This is a genomic window from Nocardioides sp. NPDC006303, assembly GCF_040613175.1.
GTDB lineage: Bacteria > Actinomycetota > Actinomycetes > Propionibacteriales > Nocardioidaceae > Nocardioides.
Window position 1 is genome coordinate 108,857 of the sequence record NZ_JBEXRR010000017.1, and the last position, 18,447, is coordinate 127,303.

The window sequence follows — 18,447 nt, forward strand, 5'->3', positions numbered from 1 at the left end:
AATGGCGGTGAAGGGAGGTGGGACCGTGACCCAGCTGGAGAGAAGCCGGGAGACCAGCGGTGGTGGGCGACCGCCCGTGCCCGGTCGCCGGTGGTCACGCAGCGACAGGAAGGGGTGGATCTTCGTCGGCCCGTTCCTGGCGGTCTTCGCGCTGACCTTCCTGTCGCCGATCGCCTACGCCGCCTACCTCAGCCTCTTCCGTGCGCAGGCGTTCTTCGGCACCACGGAGTTCGTCGGTCTGGACAACTACGTCGACGTGTTCACCGACGACAAGTTCTGGGACGGCTCGTTGCGAGTCCTGCTGTTCCTCGTCGTACAGGTGCCGATCATGCTCGGTCTGGCCCTGGTGGCCGCACTGGCCATCGACAGCGCCCGGCTCTACGGCACGAGCTTCTTCCGGCTCTTCATCTTCCTGCCCTACGCCGTTCCCGGCGTCGTGGCAGTCCTGATGTGGGGCTTCATGTACGGCACCAACTTCGGGCTGGCCGCCGACTTCAACGAGCTGTTCGGCACCTCGATCGCGCCGCTGAGCAGCAACTGGATGCTCGCCTCGATCGCCAACATCGTGACCTGGGAGTTCGTGGGCTACAACATGCTGATCTTCTACTCCGCGTTGCGCACCGTGCCCGGCGAGATCTACGAGGCCGCCGCGCTCGACGGCGCCGGGGAGCTGCGCACCGTGCTCTCGATCAAGATCCCGGCACTGCGCGGGGCCATCCTGATCGCCACGATCTTCTCGATCATCGGGACCTTCCAGCTCTTCAACGAGCCGAACATCCTGCGCACGCTGGAACCCAACATCATCACGACCTACTACACGCCGAACCTCTATGCCTACAACCTGTCCTTCGGCGGGCAGCAGTACAACTACTCGGCGACGGTCGCGATCGTGATGGGCCTGCTGACCGCGGTGATCGCGTACGCCGTCCAGCTCCGCGGCTCACGAGAGGCGATGAAATGACGAGCCGGGTGAGCACGTCGCCGCTGGCGCCGCGACGGTCGCCGCTGCTGACCGTGCTGATGGCGCTGTTCCTCGTCTACACGCTGGTGCCGCTGGCGTGGCTGATCCTGAGCGCCACCAAGACACAGGCGGATCTGTTCTCGAGCCCGGGGCTGTGGGTCGGCGACGAGTTCGCGTTCTTCAGCAACGTCCGGGACACGCTGACCTACCGCGACGGCATCTTCCTGCGCTGGCTGGCGAACACCCTTCTCTATGTCGTGGTGGGTGCCGGCGGCGCGACCCTCCTGGCCACCGCGGCCGGCTACGGCCTGGCCAAGTACCGCTTCCCCGGACGGCGGGCGGTCTTCGCCGTCATCATCGGCGCGGTGGCCGTGCCCGGCACCGCGCTGGCGGTGCCGACGTTCCTGATGTTCTCGAACATGGGGCTCACCAACACGGTCTGGGCGATCATCATCCCCTCGCTGATCAGCCCGTTCGGCCTGTACCTGATGTGGGTCTACGCCGCGGACGCCGTACCGGACGAGCTGCTCGAGGCGGCGCGCATCGACGGCGCCGGCGAGATCCGGATCTTCTTCACGGTCTCTTTGCGCCTGCTCGCTCCCGGCATCGTCACGGTGCTGCTGTTCGCCGTCGTCTCGACGTGGAACAACTACTTCCTGCCACTGATCATGCTGAGCGAGCCGAAGCTCTATCCGCTCACCGTGGGCCTCACCCAGTGGAGCGCTCAGGCGACGGGCGCGAACGCGCAGCCCGTCTACAACCTGGTGGTCACCGGCTCCCTGCTGACCATCGCCCCGCTCGTCATCGCCTTCCTCCTCCTCCAGCGGTTCTGGCAGTCCGGCTTGAGCGCGGGAAGCGTCAAACAGTGAAATGAAAGGAACGCCATGTTGATCACCAATGGGCGCAGATCCCGCCGGATCGCCCTCGTCGCGGCAGCCCTCACAGCCGCCTCCGTGCTCGCCGGCTGCGGCTCGGGCGACGGCGGCGGAGGCGGAGGCGAAGGTACGGCCGCAGACCTCGACGCCGCCCTCGAGGAAGGTGGCACCATCACCTACTGGACGTGGACCCCGTCCGCCGAGGCCCAGGTTGCGGCGTTCGAGGACCAGTACCCGAATGTCGACGTGAAGCTGGTCAACGCCGGCACCGGCAACGACCACTACACGAAGCTGCAGAATGCGATCAAGGCCGGCTCCGGCGGCCCCGACGTGGCGCAGGTCGAGTACAAGGCCCTGCCGCAGTTCGCGCTGCCCGGCGACCTGGTCGACCTGGGCCAGTACGGCTTCGACGAGTTCGAGTCGGACTACACGCCGTCGACCTGGGCCTCGGTGCAGGCCGGCGAGGGCCTCTACGGGCTGCCGCAGGACTCCGGTCCGATGGCGCTCTTCTACAACCAGCAGGTCTTCGACGAGCACAAGCTCGAGGTGCCGACCACCTGGGACGAGTACGTCGAGGCCGCCCGGACCATCAAGAAGGAGAACCCGTCGCAGTGCATCACCAACGACAGCGGTGACGCCGGCTTCACCACCAGCATGATCTGGCAGGCCGGTGGCACGCCGTTCCAGTCCGACGGCGAGAGCGTCACGATCGATCTGCAGGACGAGGGCACGCAGAAGTGGACGGGCGTGTGGAACCAGCTCATCGAGGACGAGCTGGTCTGCACCATCCCCGGCTGGACCGAGGAGTGGTACAAGGCGCTGGGTGACGGGACCATCGCGTCCATCGGTCTCGGTGCCTGGGCACCCGGCGTGTTCGAGCAGTCCGTGCCCGACGGTGCGGGCAAGTGGCGGGCCGCACCGATGCCGACGTACGACGGGCAGCCGGTGACCGCCGAGAACGGCGGCAGCACCCAGTCGGTGCTGGAGCAGAGCAAGAACCCCGCGCTGGCGGCGGCGTTCGTGCGCTGGCTCAACCACGAGGAGGGCGTCGAGCCGTTCCTGGAGAGCGGTGGCTTCCCGGCCACGGTCGCGGACCTGCAGGACCCGGCGTTCGTCGACAAGAAGCTCGACTACTTCGGTGGCCAGCAGGTCAACCAGGTGCTCACCGAAGCAGCCACGCAGGTGGCCGAGGGCTGGCAGTACCTGCCGTACCAGCTGTACGCCGACACGATCTACGGCGACACCGTCGGCAAGTCCTACCAGACCCACTCCGCCCTCGAGGACGGCCTGGGAGCCTGGCAGGAAGCGCTCGTGAAGTACGGCAACGAGCAGGGCTTCAGCGTCAACTGACCCACGACTGACGGGACCGACGGCCGCCGCACCTCGCGCAGCGGCGGCCGTCCGTTCTCCCACGAGAGGTAGGCATGCCCGAGTTCACGATCGGCGAGACCGACTTCCTCCTCGACGGTGAGCCGTTCCGGATCCTCTCCGGCGCGCTGCACTACTTCCGGGTCCACCCCGACCACTGGGCGGACCGGATCGAGAAGGCCAGGCTGATGGGCCTCAACACCATCGAGACGTACGTGCCGTGGAACGCCCACAGCCCCCGCCCGGGCGTCTTCGACACCGACGGCATCCTCGACCTGCAGCGGTTCCTGCGCCTGGTGGGGGAGGCCGGCCTGTACGCGATCGTGCGTCCGGGGCCGTTCATCTGTGCGGAGTGGGACAACGGCGGGCTGCCGCCGTGGCTGTTCCGGGAGCCGGGCGTCGGGATCCGCCGCCACGAGCCGCGCTTCCTCGACGAGGTCGAGAAGTACCTCCACCAGGTGCTCGCGCTCGTGCGCCCGCACCAGGTCGCCCTGGGCGGACCCGTGCTGCTGGTCCAGGTGGAGAACGAGTATGGCGCCTACGGTGACGACCGGAGCTACCTGCAGGCCCTCGTGGAGATGACCCGTGGAGCCGGCATCGGCGTACCGCTGGTCACCGTGGACCAGCCCGTCGATGCCATGCTCGCCGCCGGCGGAGTCGAGGGGGTGCTGCGTACCAGCTCCTTCGGCTCGGACAGCGTGAACCGGTTGCGCACCCTCCGTGACCACCAGCCGACCGGGCCGCTGATGTGCATGGAGTTCTGGGACGGCTGGTTCGACCACTGGGGAGGCCGGCACCACACCACCCCCGTCGAGCAGGCCGCCGAGGAGCTCGATGCCCTCCTCGCCGCAGGAGCCTCGGTCAACGTGTACATGTTCCACGGCGGCACGAACTTCGGCCTGACCAGCGGGGCCAACGACAAGGGGATCTACCGGCCGACGGTGACCTCGTACGACTACGACGCTCCCCTGGACGAGGCCGGGAACCCGACCGCGAAGTACTTCGCGTTCCGCGACGTCATCGCTCGCTACGCGCCGGCGCCGACCGAGACCCCCGAGGCCGCCGGTCTCGCCCCCGAGCTGACGGTGGCGCTGGGCGAGCCGGTCCGGCTGCTCGGCGACCCGGCGCGCTGGGGCTCCTGGAGCAGCTGGGAGTCGCTGCCGATGCTGGACGAGATGGAGACAGAGACTCGTCTGGCCGTCTACCGGACCGAGCTGCCGGGCGACCGCCCGGGCGTCCTCACCCTCGGCGAGGTCCGTGACCGGGCCGCCGTCTTCCTCGACGGCGCTCCGGTCGGCATCCTCGAGCGGGAGCACAGCGAGCGGGCGATCGCGCTGCCGCGCGGGCGCGGCCTGGAGCTGGTCGTCGAGGACCAGGGCCGAGTCAACTACGGCGCCCGCATCGGTGAGCACAAGGGCTTGGTCGGGCCGGCTCTGCTCGACGGCGTGCCGCTCACGGGCTGGGAGGTCCTGGCGATCGACCTCGACCGGGTGCCGCGCCTGTGGGAGACCGGCCCACCAGACGGCCGTGGCTCCGGGGCCGGGCCCACCGCGTGGCGTGCGTTCTTCTCGGCCGAGCCGGATGTCGACCTCTTCCTCGACACCTCCGCCTGGGGCAAGGGCATCGCCTGGGTCAACGGCTTCTGCCTGGGGCGCTACTGGCAGCGCGGCCCGCAGCACACCCTGTTCGTGCCGGGCCCGCTGCTGCGCCCCGACCGCAACGAGCTCGTCGTACTCGAGCTGGACGTGCTCGCCGATCCGACGGCCCGGTTCGTCGCCGGGCCGTCCCTGGGTCCGCTCGAAGACTGAGGCCGGCCCTGAGAGTCCCGCTCGGGTGCGGGATCACGGGCCTGTGGGTTGTCTGCCACGGTGTAGGCGGCGGGGAGGAGACGATCGACGTGACGCTGGCGTGGAATCACTCATCCAGCCCGACGGCACGCCGCGGGGTTCTGATGTAGCTCCACGTTGTCCCTCACGATCCTGCGGTCCACCCAGCTGTTGCGAGCCACCGAGAAGTTGCCGGCGTAGGAGTTCCTGAGCACACGCAGGGAACGCACGTGATTGCCGACGACGCGGAGGTTGTTGCACGCCTTGTTGTCCCGGACCATCAAGGTCCCCCGATTGTCGCGCACCACGAGATTGTTGGCGATCGACATCTCGCAGATCGCCACGTTGCGGGAGTTGCGGACCATGAGATTTCGTCCGGCGACCGGGTCCACGCGGCACCCCGCGGCCCCGATGGTGACGCGCTCGACGACGTTGCGGACGTGGATGTTCCGGCCGAGGCTCGTGTCGGTGATGCTGACCACCCTCGGTGCACCGGTGGTGCGGACATTGCCGGTGATCCTGGAAATGGTGATCACGCAGCGGGCGTCGTCCGGGATGACTACGTTGCGGAACGTCCGATGGTGGTAGCTGCCGTCGCAGACGAGGTCGGGCGGCAGCGCCTGGGCGCTGAGGACCGGCCCCACCACGGGTGCGAGCGCGCCGATGAGAAGGAAGACGAGCTGCTTCATGTGAACCCTCCGAGTCCGGGCGATGTGTGTCTTCATGACGCGCCAACGAGAACATGTGTTGCACCGGCTCGCCCAGGTTCCAGATAGCCGATGCGTACTTCCCGCCGCGCTCCCGCTGCGGCGCGTACCCGGCGGGCGAAGAGAAGTTCGACGAACAACGCGACTGAGCCCCTCTCCCGATGAAACGGGAGAGGGGCTCACGTCAGTCAGCGCTCTTTGCCTTGAAGTCGTAGTAGCGATCGAGTTGGTCACGGCAGCTCAAACGTCATTCCTCGAGGTCGGCGTCGTCGGGGATGAATCCCGGGTGATCCTTGACGACGGATGTAGTCAGGTGGAGCGGCGCTGGGTAGCGGGTGCGGTCATCCCAGGACACGGGTTGGTTGCAAAGTCGTGCAGCCCGTCACGCCTGGCCGGGCGCACACGGGCGCTTCGCCAAGCCCGGCGACGCCACCGTAAGCGCGGTGTCTGCCGTTGGCCACTGAATGTTGGAGCGGAATACGCGTCAAGAATCCCTGTCATCTGACACGTTTGCATCACTTGCTCATGTGCGTGCAAGGCTGGAGGAGTGGCCAACCGACTCGCCTCCGCGACCTCGCCCTACCTGCTCCAGCACGCTCAGAATCCGGTGGACTGGTGGGAGTGGTCGCCCGAGGCGTTCGAGGAGGCGCGGCGGCGGGACTTACCTGTCCTGCTGTCGGTCGGGTACGCCGCGTGCCACTGGTGCCACGTGATGGCACACGAGTCGTTCGAGGACGAGACGACGGCTGCGTACATGAACGAGCACTTCGTCAACATCAAGGTCGACCGGGAGGAGCGGCCGGATGTGGATGCGGTCTACATGGCGGCGACGACGGCGATGACCGGGTCGGGCGGGTGGCCGATGACGGTGGTGCTCGACCATGACGGTAACCCGTTCTTCGCGGGCACCTACTTCCCGGACATGCCTCGCCATGGGCAGCCGGCGTTCACGCAGGTGCTGCAGGCGCTCTCGGAGGCGTGGACGCAGCGGCGGTCGGAGATCGGGGCGGTGGCGGAGAACGTACGCCAGCACCTGGCCAACATCTCCGGAGCGGCCGGGGCCGCGGGCGACTGGCAGGTCGACGTCGATGCCGCGGTTGAGACGCTGGCGGGGGAGTTCGATCCGATGGCGGGCGGGTTCGGGGGTGCCCCGAAGTTCCCGCCGTCGATGGTGTTGGAGTTCCTGCGGCGTACTGCCGTCTCGGCGTCAGAAACTGACTCTTCGGCGTCAGAAACCGACGTCTCGCGGAGGGCTTCGCACATGCTGGCACGGACCGTGGCGGCGATGGCGGGCGGTGGGATCTATGACCAGGTCGGGGGCGGGTTCGCACGCTATGCCGTCGACCGCGGGTGGGTCGTTCCGCACTTCGAGAAGATGCTCTACGACAATGCTCAGCTGATCGGCCTCTACGCTCGCCTCGGCACCGAGCTCGGCGACCGGGTCGCCCGGGAGAGCGCCGACTGGATGATCCGCGAGCTCGGCACTGCCGAAGGTGGGTTCGCCTCCGCGCTCGACGCCGACAGCGAGGGGGTCGAGGGGAAGTTCTACGTCTGGACCCCGAGCGAGCTCGTCGACGTCCTCGGACCCGAGGACGGAGCCTGGGCCGCGGAGGTCTTCGAGGTGACCGAGGCCGGCACCTTCGAGGAAGGTGCCTCGACCCTGCAGCTGCGGCACCGGCCCGACGACACCGAGCGGCTCGAGTCGGTCAAGGCGCGTTTGCTGGCGGCGCGTGCGGAGCGGGTACGCCCTGCCCGCGACGACAAGGTCGTCGCGGCCTGGAACGGACTGGCGATCAGCGGTCTGGTCGACGCCGGGCTGCTGCTGGGGGAGCGGCGGTATCTCGACGCGGCGATCGGCGCAGCGGAGCTGATCTGGCTGGTGCACGCTCAGGGCGCCCGCCTCCTTCGTGTCAGCCGCGACGGGCTGGCCGGCGCCCACGCGGGCGTACTCGAGGACTATGGCTGCGTCGCCGCCGGCTTCCTCGCGCTGACCCAGGCGACCGGCGACAGCACCTGGCTCGACCGTGCCACGGCACTGCTCGACACCGCACTGACCCATTTCCGTGCGGAGGACGGCGGGTTCTACGACACCGCCGACGACGCGGAGGCGCTGGTCACCCGACCCCGGGACCCCTCCGACAACGCCAGCCCCGGCGGCACCAGTGCGATGGTCCATGCGCTCGTCACCGCCCACGCTCTCACCGGAGAGGGCCGCTACCGTACGGCCGCCGAGGAGGCGCTCGCGACCACGAGCAACCTGATGGCCAAGGCGCCCCGGTTCGCCGGCTGGTCGCTGGCGGCCGCGGCGACGATGGCCGACGGTCCCCTCGAGATCGCGGTCGTCGGACCGCCGGGACCCGACCGCGACGCTCTCGAGGCCGCGGCCCGCCGCAAGCCGGGTGCGGTGGTGGTCGTCGCCGACGAGGCGCGCGACGACATCCCGCTGCTGAGCAGCCGCACTCCCGTGGACGGGAAGGCGGCGGCGTACGTCTGTCGAGGGTTCGTCTGCGAGCGTCCCGTCACCTCCGTGGGGGACCTGGCGAAGACCCATACCTGATCCCGGGCAACTATGTGGTGATGCCCTATGTCGGTGCGCGCGTAGAAGTGTAACTTCGGTCACATGACGGTCGATGTGGTCGCGTTCCTGGAGCTGCTGGCCGGGGATGCCGCGGAGGCCGACTTCGAGGGACCGTCGCAGGCCGCGCGAGCGGCGGGGGCGAGCGCCGGGGAGCAGGAGCGGATCGACTACGCCAAGAGGCTCGCGCTGCAGGTCAGGGCGACCCTGGAGGCGCGCCGCCGGCGCGAGGGCGAGCTGGGGGCGCTGTTCGAGTCGGCCAACGACCTGGCGATGCTGACCAACCTGGAGGCGGTGCTGCAGGCGATCGTGACCCGGGCGAGGCAGCTGCTGAACAGCGACGTCGCCTACCTGACGCTCAACGACGAGCGTCGTGGCGAGTACATGCGGGTGACCGAGGGCATCCTGACTGCGGCCTTCCGCTCGACCCGGATCCCCTACGGCATCGGGCTCGGCGGCCTCGTCGCCCAGACCATGAAGCCCTACTCGACCGCCGACTACATCCCCGACGAGCGGTTCCGGCACGCCCCCGACATCGACGGTGCGGTCAGCGGCGAGGGCATCCGCGCGATCATCGGCGTACCCCTCCTGCTCGGCACCCAGGTCATCGGCGTCCTCTTCGCCGCCAACCGCACCGTACGTCCCTTCGGAGCCGAGGCGAGCGCGCTGCTCGTCTCCCTGGCGGCCCACGCAGCGATCGCCGTGGACAAGGCCAGGCTGCTGGAAGAGACCCGTGCCGCGGTCGCCGAGCTCGAGGTCACGACCCGCAAGCTGCAGACGCGCAACGAGACAGTCGAGCGCGCCGCCGACGCCCACGACCGGCTCACCCGGATCGTCGTCGAGGGCGGCGGCGTCGACGACGTCGTACGCAGCGTCGCCGAGGTCCTCGGGGCCCGGGTCGTGGTGCTGGACCTGGCCGGCGAGACCATCGCCAGCAGCGCCCCCGACCAGCCCGTCTCCGACTACGAGGCCGCCGTGACCAGGCGCAGCCTCGACCTGAGCCGCACCGCCGGCAGCGGCGACATCTACGCCACCCCGGTCCTCGCCGGCGCCGAGCAGCTCGGCTCGATGCTCCTCGGCCCGCGCGAGGTCGACCGCGACGACGGGGATCTGGACGACGGCGACCAGCGGATCCTGGAGCGGGCGGCGCTGGTGACGGCGCTGCTGCTGCTCTTCCGCCGCAGCGTCGCCGAGGCCGAGGGACGCGTACGCGGCGAGCTCCTCGACGAGCTCCTCTCCGGCACCACCCCGGACCCGGAGACGCTGCGCGAGCGAGGCCGGCTGCTGCAGGCGGATCTGTCCCGGCCCTATGCCGTCGTGGTGGCGAACGTCCCCGGGGACCGAGCCCGGGTCGGTCAGGCGGCCACGTTCGTCGCCGCCACCCACGACGGGTTCGCGGCGGTGCGGCAGGGGCAGGTCGTGCTGATCTTTCCCGACTGCGACGCCCGCGCCGCCGGCGAGCTGGTGGTCGAGGGGCTACGGCTCTCCGCCGGCGCGCCGGTGACGGTCGGCGCAGCCGGCCCGGTGCCGGGACCGCTGAGCAGCCCCGATGCCGTGGTGAAGGGCTACGACGAGGCCCGCCGCTGCCTGGCGGCCGCGATGACCCTGGGACGCGAGGGCCAGGTGGTCACCGCCGAGGACCTCGGCTTCGTGGGGCTGCTGCTCGGCTCCGACGGCCACCCGGCGGCGTACGTCACCTCGCGGCTGGGTCCGGTGATCGACTACGACGCCGCGAAGGGGTCGAAGCTGGTGGAGACGCTGCGGGCCTACTTCGCCGCCGACCGCAACCTCACTCGCACCGCCGGCGCGCTGCACGTGCACGTCAACACCGTCACCCAACGCCTGGAGCGGGTCACCCGGCTGCTGGGCAAGGGCTGGCAGCAGCCGGAGCGCCAGCTCGAGGTGCAGCTGGCGCTCCGGCTCCATCAGCTGGTCGCCTAGAGCAGGCTCAGGAACGACGACGGGTCAGCCAGAGGTGGCGGGCGGTGCCCCAGATGCCGCGACGGAAGAGCAGCACCACGGTCACGAACACGGCGCCGGTGACGATCCCGATCCCGTCGAACCCGGACGAGGCCAGGTAGTCGGCGAGCATCACGATCAGGCCGGCGCCGATGACGCCGCCCCACAGCGTCCCGATTCCGCCGAGCACGGTCATCAGGACGACCTCGCCGGAGGTGGCCCAGTGCAGCTCGGGCAGGGCGACGAACCCGTGCGAGACGGCGAAGACGCCGCCGGCGAGCCCGGAGAGCCCGGCCGAGAGCACGAAGACGATCAGCTTGTAGCGCTCGACGTCGTAGCCCAGCGCCCGGGCCCGCGGCGCGTTGTCGCGGATCGCGACCAGCACCCGCCCGAAGGGGGAGTGGACGATCCGCCAGGCGGCCCACATCCCGAGCAGGATGATCGGCAGCGCGGCGTAGTAGAAGAAGAACGAGTCGGTCTCGACGGCCTCGATCCCGAAGAAAGAGCGCGGCACGCCCTGGAGCCCGTTCTCACCTCCGGTGAGCGAGGAGGCCTGGTTGGCGATGAAGAAGAGCATCTGCGCGAAGGCGAGGGTGACCATCGCGAAGTAGATCCCCGACCGCTTCACCGACAGGTAGCCGATCGGCACCGCCAGGAGCATCGCGAAGAGCGCCCCGCCGAGGACCGCCACGGGGAACGGCACACCGAGGTGGATCGCGATCAGTCCGGTGGCATAGGCGGACCCGCCCCAGAACGCGGCATGGCCGAACGAGAGCAGCCCGCAATAGCCCAGCAAAAGGTCGAGGGCCACCGCGAATAGGGCCCACGCGGCGATGTCCATCGCCACCGGCGGGTAGACGAACCACGGCAGCCCCAGCGCCACCACCAGCCCCACGGCCAGCAGGACCAGTCGCTGCCACGGGCGTGCGCCCGCGATCGCCGCATGCTGCTCGGTGACGCTCGCGCCAGCCGTCGCGATCGACGTCATGCCGTCGCCTCCTCTCGGCCGAAGAGCCCGGCCGGCCGGGCCAGGACGACCACGGCCATCAGCACGAAGATGAGCACCTGCGAGAACGTCGGTGCGTACGCCTGTCCGAAGGCCTCCACGAGCCCGACCAGGAACCCGCCGACGACGGCGCCCACGATCGAGCCGAGCCCGCCGATCACCACGACCGCGAACAGGATGATGATGAAGTCGCTGCCCATCTCGGCGGTGATCGCCCTAAACGGTGCCGCCAGCACCCCGGCCAGACCGGCGAGCGCGACCCCGAAGCCGAACACCGGTGTCACCCAGCGCCCGACGTTGATCCCGAGCGCACCGGCCAGCTCGGGCCGCTCGGTCGCGGCACGGACGATCATGCCCACCCGCGTACGCGTCATCAGCAGCCAGACGCCGAGGCAGACGAGCAGTGCGACACCGATCACGAAGAGCTGGTAGATCGGCAGCCCGACACCGGCCAGCTCGACCCGTCCGTCGAGTGCGGCGGGTCGTTCGTAGGGCAGGCCGCTCACGCCGTAGCGGCGCTTGACGAGGTCGACCAGCAGCAGGGTCAGCCCGAAGGTGAGCAGCAGGTTGTAGAGCTGGTCGAGCGGCAGCAGCCACTGCACCAGCAGCCGCTCGACCAGCATCCCGAAGACCAGCATCAGCAGCGGCACCACGATCAGCGCCAGCCACAGGCTCATCCCGACGGTGTCCAGGAGCACCGCGGCGGCGACCGCTCCCAACATGTAGAAGGCGCCGTGGGCGAAGTTGACCACGCCCAGCACCCCGAAGATGACCGCCAGGCCGAGCGCGGCCAGCGCGTAGAAGCTGCCGGCCGCGAGCCCTTGGACGGTGTACTGCAGAACCGCGTTCATACCAATCCCTCTAGACCTCGGTTGCAGCTACATCGAGCAGCCGGACTCGGCTGCCGGGCGGAACGCCTCCTCGGCCGGGATCGTCTTGATGATCTCCTCGTAGTCCCAGTCCTCCTTGACGTCGTCCGGTCCCTTGACCCGGGCCAGGTAGACGTCGTGGATGACCCGGTGGTCCTCGGCGCGGATCTCGCCGTTGCGCAGGAACATGTCCTCGACCTTCTTGCCCTCGAGCTCCTCGACGATCTTGTCGGCGTCGTCGGTGCCGGCCGCCTGGACTGCCTCGAGATACTGCGTCGCCGCCGAGTAGTTGCCCGCGTGGGCGTACGTCGGCCGGTCGCCGGTCTCCTCCATGAAGCGGTCCGCCCACTCGCGGGACTTCTCGTCGAGGTTCCAGTACCAGGCGTCGGTGAAGATCGTGCCCTCGAACGCCTCGACGCCGAGCGAGTGGATGTCGGAGATGAACATCAGCCCGACGGCCAGGTCGATGCCCTGGTCCTTGAGCCCGGACTCGTTGTACTGCTTGACCAGGTTGATCAGGTCGCCACCGGCGTGCATGGTGCCGATGACCTGCGGCTTCGCTGCTCCCGCCTTGGTGATGTACGTCGCGAAGTTGTCGTTCGGGAACGGCGTCGCGATCGTGCCCGCGACCTTGCCGCCGCCGGCCTCGATGGCGCCGGTGAACGACTTCACCATGTCCTGGCCGAAGGCGTAGTCGGGGTAGATCAGCTGCCAGTTCTTGTCGCCCTCCTCGGTGACGACGGTGCCGGTGCCGTTGGCCAGCATCCAGGTGTCGTAGGCGTAGTGGAAGGTGTACTTGTTGCACTGCGCGCCGGTCAGCTCGGTCGTGCCCGCGCCGATGTTCATGTAGAGCTTCTTCTTGTTCTTCGCCTGCGTCGCGACGGCCAGCGCCGCCGACGAGGTCGGCACGTCCAGGATCACGTCGGCGCCCTCGCGGTCGTAGAGCTCCTGGGCCTTGGTGTTGGCGATGTCCGGCTCGTTCTGGTGGTCGGCCGAGGTCACCTCGATGTCGTCGACGACGGCCTCGTCGCCGTACTTCTCCTGGTAGTCATCGATCGCCATCTGGATCGCGATCTTCGAGTTGGGGCCGGAGACGTCCTTGTAGACACCGGAGGCGTCGTTGAGCAGGGCGAGGACCACCTTGTCGTCGGTGAAGTCGCCTCCGCTCGCGCTCGGCCCGCCGGCTCCGCAGCCTGCGGTGACCAGGACACCTGCCATCAGTATCGAGGCGCCGGCAGCTGTGCGTCGCTTGTTCATCGTGTCTCTCCTCGTGGGGTAGGGCTGTGCTCGATCTCTGGGGACGTACGTCAGATCCCGAGGTGTTCGAGTAGCTCGTCCTGACGTTCGACGAACTCGTCGTTGTCGAGGCTCTCGACCAGGCGGCCCTGGGCGAGCAGGTAGTGGCGGTCGGCGACGGTGGCGGCGAAACGTACGTTCTGCTCGATCAGGAGCACGCCGATCCCGGACTGCTTCGCGGTCCGCACGATGTCGCCGATCTGGGCGACGATGACGGGGGCGAGCCCTTCGGAGGGCTCGTCGAGCAGGAGCAGGCGGGCGCCGGTGCGGAGCACCCGGGCGACGGCGAGCATCTGCTGCTCGCCTCCCGAGAGCGTCGTCCCACCTGCGCGCCGGCGGCTGCCGAGAGCCGGAAAGGCGTCGTAGACCTGCTCCAGCGTCCAGGCGGACTCGGAGACCTTCGGAGGCAGCAGGAGGTTCTCCTCCACGCTCAGGTTGGCGAAGATGCCGCGGTCGTCCTGCACCCAGCCGAGCCCGGCGCGGGCCCGCTTGTGCGCGGGCAGCGAGGTGATCTCGCGGCCGTCGAGCCGGATCGATCCGGACAGGTGCTTGTGGAGGCCCATCAGGCAGCGTACGAGGGTGGTCTTGCCGGCGCCGTTGCGGCCGACGAGGGTGACCACCTCGCCCTCGCCGACGCTCAGGGTGGCCTCGCGCAGGGCCTGCGCCTCGCCGTACCACGCGCTCAACTTCTCTATCTCAAGCACTGTGAGCCTCTCCGAGGTAGGCGGTGATGACGCGCGGGTCGGCGCGCACCTCGTCGTAGGGCCCCTCGGCGAGCACCGAGCCCTGCTGCAGGACGGTGACCCGGTCGGCGAGGTGGGCGACGACGTGCATGTTGTGGTCGACGAAGACGACCGTGCGGCCCTCGGCGATGCGCCGGACGAGCTCGATGGTGCGGTCCACGTCCTCGATGCCCATCCCCGCCGTCGGCTCGTCGAGGAGCAGCAGCCGGGGCTCGACGGCGAGGACGAGAGCGAGCTCGAGCGCCCGCTTCTGGCCGTATGCCATCAGCCCGGTGGGCTTGTCGGCCAGCTCGGTCAGGCCGACCTCGGCCAGCAGCCGGTCGACCTCGTCGCGGCGGCGCCCGAGCAGCTTCTCCGAGCGCCAGAACTTCAGCCCCTGGTTGGTCAGACCCTGGAGCGCGATCTCGACGTGCTCGCGCGGGGTGAGGTTCTCGAAGAGGCTGGTGATCTGGAAGGAGCGGGCCACCCCGTGGCGGGTGATCCGCTCCGGTGCCATTCCGGTGACGTCGTCACCGAAGACCGTGATCCGCCCGCTGGTGGGCTTGAGGAACCCGGTCAGCAGGTTGAACAGGGTCGTCTTGCCGGCGCCGTTGGGGCCGACGAGGGCGTGAACGGTGCCCTCGGCGACCTCCAGGTCGACGGAGCTGACCGCGCGGAAGCCGCGGAAGTCCTTGGTGAGACCCTCGGTCCGTAGTGCGCACCTCAGGGTCGATGTGGTGCTCGTCACAGGGGCGACGCTAGGGAAGTGGTGAGACGTACGCCATAGGGGTTCGGGACACACTGAGCCCCTCCGTTGTGTGGCACGTCCCCATGCCGGCTTCTCGACCCTCGGCTCCCAGTCGCCCACATCTCGCGCACCGGAGTTGTGTGCGGCGGCCACATGGCGCACGTCACACCGCGTCGCGATCCTGGAGCAATGGCCTCCACCCTCGTACGCAGATTCCTGACCGTCGGCTCCTCGCTCGCCCTCGCCGCCGCGGCCCTGGTCGTCGGCCAGGTGCCCGCGAGCGCCGCGCCGTCGACGGGCACCGCCGACTGCTCGTCGCTGGTCGGGCTGAGGATCCCCGCCCACCGCATCGGCCTGCCGACCACCGGTGGCGAGGTCACCGCGACGACGTCGATGCCGGCCTCCGGGACCGGCTCGACCGCGCTCCCGGCCTACTGCCGCGCCGACATCGCGATCCACCCGGTCGACCCCGCCGCCCCGGACATCCGGATGGGCCTGGCGCTGCCGCAGGGGTGGAACGGGAAGACGATGATGTTCGGTGGTGGCGGCTACAACGGCACCGTCCCCAACCTCGCCCAGAACGTGCCTTTCGGGCCGGTCGACCAGCGCACCCCGCTCGGACGCGGCTACGCCACCTACGCCAGCGACTCCGGCCATCAGGCCGACACCGGCCGCCACCCGATCGCCAGCCTGGACGGCTGGTTCGGCCAGAACGACGAGGCGGTGCGCAACTTCTCCGGTGACGCGCTCAAGAAGGTGCACGACACCGCGACGTACGTGATCTCGAAGGCCTTCGGCCGCGCGCCCGGGACGGCCTACTTCGCCGGCGGCTCGACCGGTGGCCGGGAGGCCCTGGCGGTCGCGCAGCGCTGGCCGCGCGACTTCGACGGGGTGATCTCCGCGTACCCCGCCTGGAACGCCGCCACCCTCGACCTCTTCTTCGGCCGGATCACCCACGAGTTCGGCAAGGCCGGCGCGTTCCCGTCGAAGGCGCAGCAGGACCTCGTCGCGCAGCGGGTCGTGGCCGCCTGCGACGGCGGCGACGGGCTCGCGGACGGGGTGATCTCCGACGAGGCCGGCTGCGACTTCGATCCGGAGACGCTGCTGTGCGGCGAGGGCGAGACGCCCGGGGACACCTGCCTCTCCCGCGAGCAGGTGGATGCGGTGGTGGCCGCCGACAGCAGCTGGCGGCTGCCCTACCGAGTGGCGAGCGGGGAGTGGGGCTATCCCGGGTTCCCGCTGCTGTCCGGGGCACGGATGTCGACGCCGGTTCTCGGCTTCGGCACCAGCGCGCCGGCCGACCCGATGCCGGTGACCGCCGGCTACGGCATGCAGTTCTGGAACCAGTGGGCCAAGTACTTCGTCGCCCGCGACCCGCAGATCAGCGCGTTCGCGATCGACCCGGCAGACCCGGGGGAGTGGCAGCGCCGGATCAGCGAGCTGACCGCGCTCCAGGATGTCAACGACGCCGACCTGCGTCCGTTCGCCCGCTCCGGCGGCAGGCTGATCATGGTCCACGGTGCCGCCGACGAGCTGGTCAGCCACCGCTCCACGATCGACTACTACCAGCGCGTCCAGCGGGTGATGGGCAAGCGGGCGACCGAGGGGTTCTCCCGGTTCTATCTGGTGCCCGGAGCCAACCACGCCAACTTCGCCCCGGTCGCCTTCTCCGCCTCGTACGACTCGCTCACGGCCCTGGAGAAGTGGGCCGAGCGAGGCGTCGCGCCGGGCGAGAACCAGGTGGTCGCCGACGGCAACGCCGGAGCCGGCCGAACCCGCCCGTTGTGCGAATGGCCGGCCTGGCCCGCGTACGTCGGTGGGCCTGTCTCGGAGGCGAGCAGCTTCCGGTGCGACGGATAAAGGTTTGCCCCCCGACCTATCGAGTCCGCCGATCGAGATGGTTTCCTGTTCCCCATGTCCATTTGGCGAACAAAATCCATCGAGCAGTCTCTCGCCGATGCCGACCACCCTGATTTCAAGCTCAAACGGCGGCTCACCTCCGTCGACCTGACCGTCTTCGGGATCGGCGTCATCATCGGAGCGGGAATCTTCACGCTGACCGGTAGAGCCGCGGCCGAGTATGCGGGACCGGGTGTGGTCTTCTCCTTCATCATCGCTGCGATCTGCTGTGGCCTGGCGGCGCTGTGCTACGCCGAGTTCGCCTCGACCGTGCCGGTGTCGGGGTCGGCATACACCTTCTCCTACGCCACCCTCGGCGAGATGCTCGCCTGGATCATCGGCTGGGACCTGATCCTGGAGATGGTGCTCGGTGCGTCCGTGGTCGCCCAGGGCTGGAGCAGCTATCTGGTGACGTTCCTCGAGGAGATCGGCCTCGGCTGGCCCAAGGGCTACGGGCCCGACGCCAGCGCCGACTGGGGTCAGCCCAACCTGGCCGCCCTGCTGCTCGTGATCGTCCTGGTGGGCCTGATCGCGATCGGTATCAAGGAGTCGCTGCGGGTCAACCTCGCGCTCGTCGCGGTCAAGCTCTTCATCGTCCTGTTCGTCATCGTCGCCGGCATGTTCTACATCACCGGCTCCAACTACGACCCGTTCATCCCCGAGCGTGCCGGTTCCGTCAGCGGTGAGGGCATCCATCAGCCGCTGATCCAGTGGGCCTTCGGCCTGGAGCCGCAGACCTTCGGTGTCCTCGGCATCATCTCGGCCGCGTCGGTCGTCTTCTTCGCCTACATCGGGTTCGACGTGGTCGCCACGACCGCGGAGGAGGCCAAGAACCCCCAGCGCGACCTGCCCCGCGGCATCATCGGCTCGCTGGTGATCTGCACGATCCTCTACGTCGCCGTCGCCCTGGTCATCACCGGCATGGTGAAGTACGACCAGATCGATTCCGAGGCCGCGCTCGCCACCGCGTTCCGCGACGTCGGCCGCGGCGGCTTCGCGACGCTGATCTCGGCGGGCGCCGTCGCCGGTCTGACCACCGTCGTGATGACGCTGATGATCGGCGCCATCCGGGTCATCTTCGCGATGAGCCGCGACGGTCTGTTCCCGGTGAGGTTCGCCCACGTCAACCCGAAGACCGGCACCCCGGTCCGGATCACCCTCACCGTCGGTGTCTTCGTCGCGATCGTGGCCACCTTCACCCCGATCGGCAAGCTCGAGGAGATGGTCAACATCGGCACCCTGACCGCGTTCGCGCTGGTCTCGATCGCCGTGCCGATCCTGCGCAAGCGTCGCCCGGACCTGCCGCGCTCCTTCAAGGTGCCGCTCAACCCCGTGCTGCCGATCGTGGCCGCGCTGATCTGCATCTACCTGACCCTCAACCTGAGCATCGAGACCTGGCTGCGGTTCCTGGTCTGGATGGCGATCGGCTTCGCCATCTACTTCCTCTACGGCTACCGCAACTCGCGGGTCGGCAAGGGCGGCGACGACAAGACCGTCGAGCCGCTGCACATGTGAGGCTCTCGTAGAAGGGGAGGGGCGCGCGGCCGCTGGTATCGCCGCCGCTGGTGTCGGCGTGCTGGTCAAGAACAAGTCTGAGCAGCTGAAGGCCGGCGCGAACAAGGTCACCCATGACCCG

General features: G+C 69.2%; 14 protein-coding genes and 1 pseudogene. 8 read left to right on the top strand and 7 right to left on the bottom strand.

What is annotated here, in order from left to right:
- The first annotated feature begins 25 nt into the window (after positions 1–25).
- From ABZY89_RS15220 to ABZY89_RS15235, 4 genes are all read left to right on the top strand, one after another.
- Positions 26–961 (top strand): sugar ABC transporter permease, encoded by a 936-nt coding sequence (locus ABZY89_RS15220; RefSeq protein WP_355228416.1) that lies wholly within the window; start codon positions 26–28, stop codon positions 959–961.
- Positions 958–1,830, top strand: a complete 873-nt coding sequence (locus tag ABZY89_RS15225; protein WP_350662303.1) for a carbohydrate ABC transporter permease — start codon at positions 958–960, stop codon at positions 1,828–1,830. The genes ABZY89_RS15220 and ABZY89_RS15225 overlap by 4 nt, the downstream gene beginning before the upstream one ends.
- A gap of 15 nt (positions 1,831–1,845) precedes the next feature.
- A complete protein-coding gene (locus tag ABZY89_RS15230) occupies positions 1,846–3,186 on the top strand; it encodes an extracellular solute-binding protein (protein WP_355228418.1) in 1,341 nt (446 codons plus the stop codon).
- Positions 3,187–3,260: 74 nt separating this feature from the next.
- Entirely contained in the window at positions 3,261–5,012 is a 1,752-nt protein-coding gene (locus ABZY89_RS15235) for a beta-galactosidase family protein (RefSeq protein WP_355228420.1), read from the top strand.
- Between the two features lie 110 nt (positions 5,013–5,122).
- Here the strand turns inward: ABZY89_RS15235 and ABZY89_RS15240 are convergent, their stop codons facing one another.
- Positions 5,123–5,719: a hypothetical protein gene (locus tag ABZY89_RS15240; RefSeq protein ID WP_355228422.1), complete on the bottom strand. Its 597-nt coding sequence runs from the start codon at positions 5,717–5,719 to the stop codon at positions 5,123–5,125.
- Positions 5,720–5,984: 265 nt separating this feature from the next.
- Positions 5,985–6,104: pseudogene (locus ABZY89_RS15245) on the bottom strand (RNaseH domain-containing protein); the annotation flags it as partial.
- A 180-nt stretch (positions 6,105–6,284) separates the two neighbouring features.
- On the opposite strand from ABZY89_RS15245, the gene ABZY89_RS15250 reads away from it, so the two are divergent.
- Entirely contained in the window at positions 6,285–8,294 is a 2,010-nt protein-coding gene (locus tag ABZY89_RS15250) for a thioredoxin domain-containing protein (protein ID WP_355228423.1), read from the top strand.
- Positions 8,295–8,357: 63 nt separating this feature from the next.
- Positions 8,358–10,253: a GAF domain-containing protein gene (locus ABZY89_RS15255; protein ID WP_355228425.1), complete on the top strand. Its 1,896-nt coding sequence runs from the start codon at positions 8,358–8,360 to the stop codon at positions 10,251–10,253.
- Positions 10,254–10,260: 7 nt separating this feature from the next.
- Here ABZY89_RS15255 and ABZY89_RS15260 read toward each other — a convergent pair whose 3' ends face one another.
- From ABZY89_RS15260 to ABZY89_RS15280, 5 genes are read right to left on the bottom strand one after another with little or no spacing between them, the layout of a single operon-like run.
- Complete coding sequence (locus ABZY89_RS15260) at positions 10,261–11,259, bottom strand: branched-chain amino acid ABC transporter permease (RefSeq protein WP_355228427.1); 999 nt, start codon at positions 11,257–11,259, stop codon at positions 10,261–10,263.
- Positions 11,256–12,128 (bottom strand): branched-chain amino acid ABC transporter permease, encoded by an 873-nt coding sequence (locus tag ABZY89_RS15265; RefSeq protein WP_355228428.1) that lies wholly within the window; start codon positions 12,126–12,128, stop codon positions 11,256–11,258. The genes ABZY89_RS15260 and ABZY89_RS15265 overlap by 4 nt, the downstream gene beginning before the upstream one ends.
- 27 nt (positions 12,129–12,155) lie before the next feature.
- Entirely contained in the window at positions 12,156–13,403 is a 1,248-nt protein-coding gene (locus ABZY89_RS15270) for an ABC transporter substrate-binding protein (protein WP_355228430.1), read from the bottom strand.
- Between the two features lie 50 nt (positions 13,404–13,453).
- The gene (locus tag ABZY89_RS15275) at positions 13,454–14,128 is read right to left on the bottom strand and encodes an ABC transporter ATP-binding protein (RefSeq protein WP_355228432.1); all 675 of its coding nucleotides are present in this window, start codon (positions 14,126–14,128) and stop codon (positions 13,454–13,456) included.
- A 10-nt stretch (positions 14,129–14,138) separates the two neighbouring features.
- A complete protein-coding gene (locus ABZY89_RS15280) occupies positions 14,139–14,912 on the bottom strand; it encodes an ABC transporter ATP-binding protein (RefSeq protein WP_355228434.1) in 774 nt (257 codons plus the stop codon).
- A gap of 189 nt (positions 14,913–15,101) precedes the next feature.
- On the opposite strand from ABZY89_RS15280, the gene ABZY89_RS15285 reads away from it, so the two are divergent.
- A complete protein-coding gene (locus ABZY89_RS15285; RefSeq protein WP_355228435.1) occupies positions 15,102–16,772 on the top strand; it encodes a tannase/feruloyl esterase family alpha/beta hydrolase in 1,671 nt (556 codons plus the stop codon).
- A 54-nt stretch (positions 16,773–16,826) separates the two neighbouring features.
- On the top strand, positions 16,827–18,326 hold the full coding sequence (locus ABZY89_RS15290) for an amino acid permease (protein ID WP_355228437.1): 1,500 nt from the start codon (positions 16,827–16,829) through the stop codon (positions 18,324–18,326).
- The last annotated feature ends 121 nt before the right edge of the window (positions 18,327–18,447 follow it).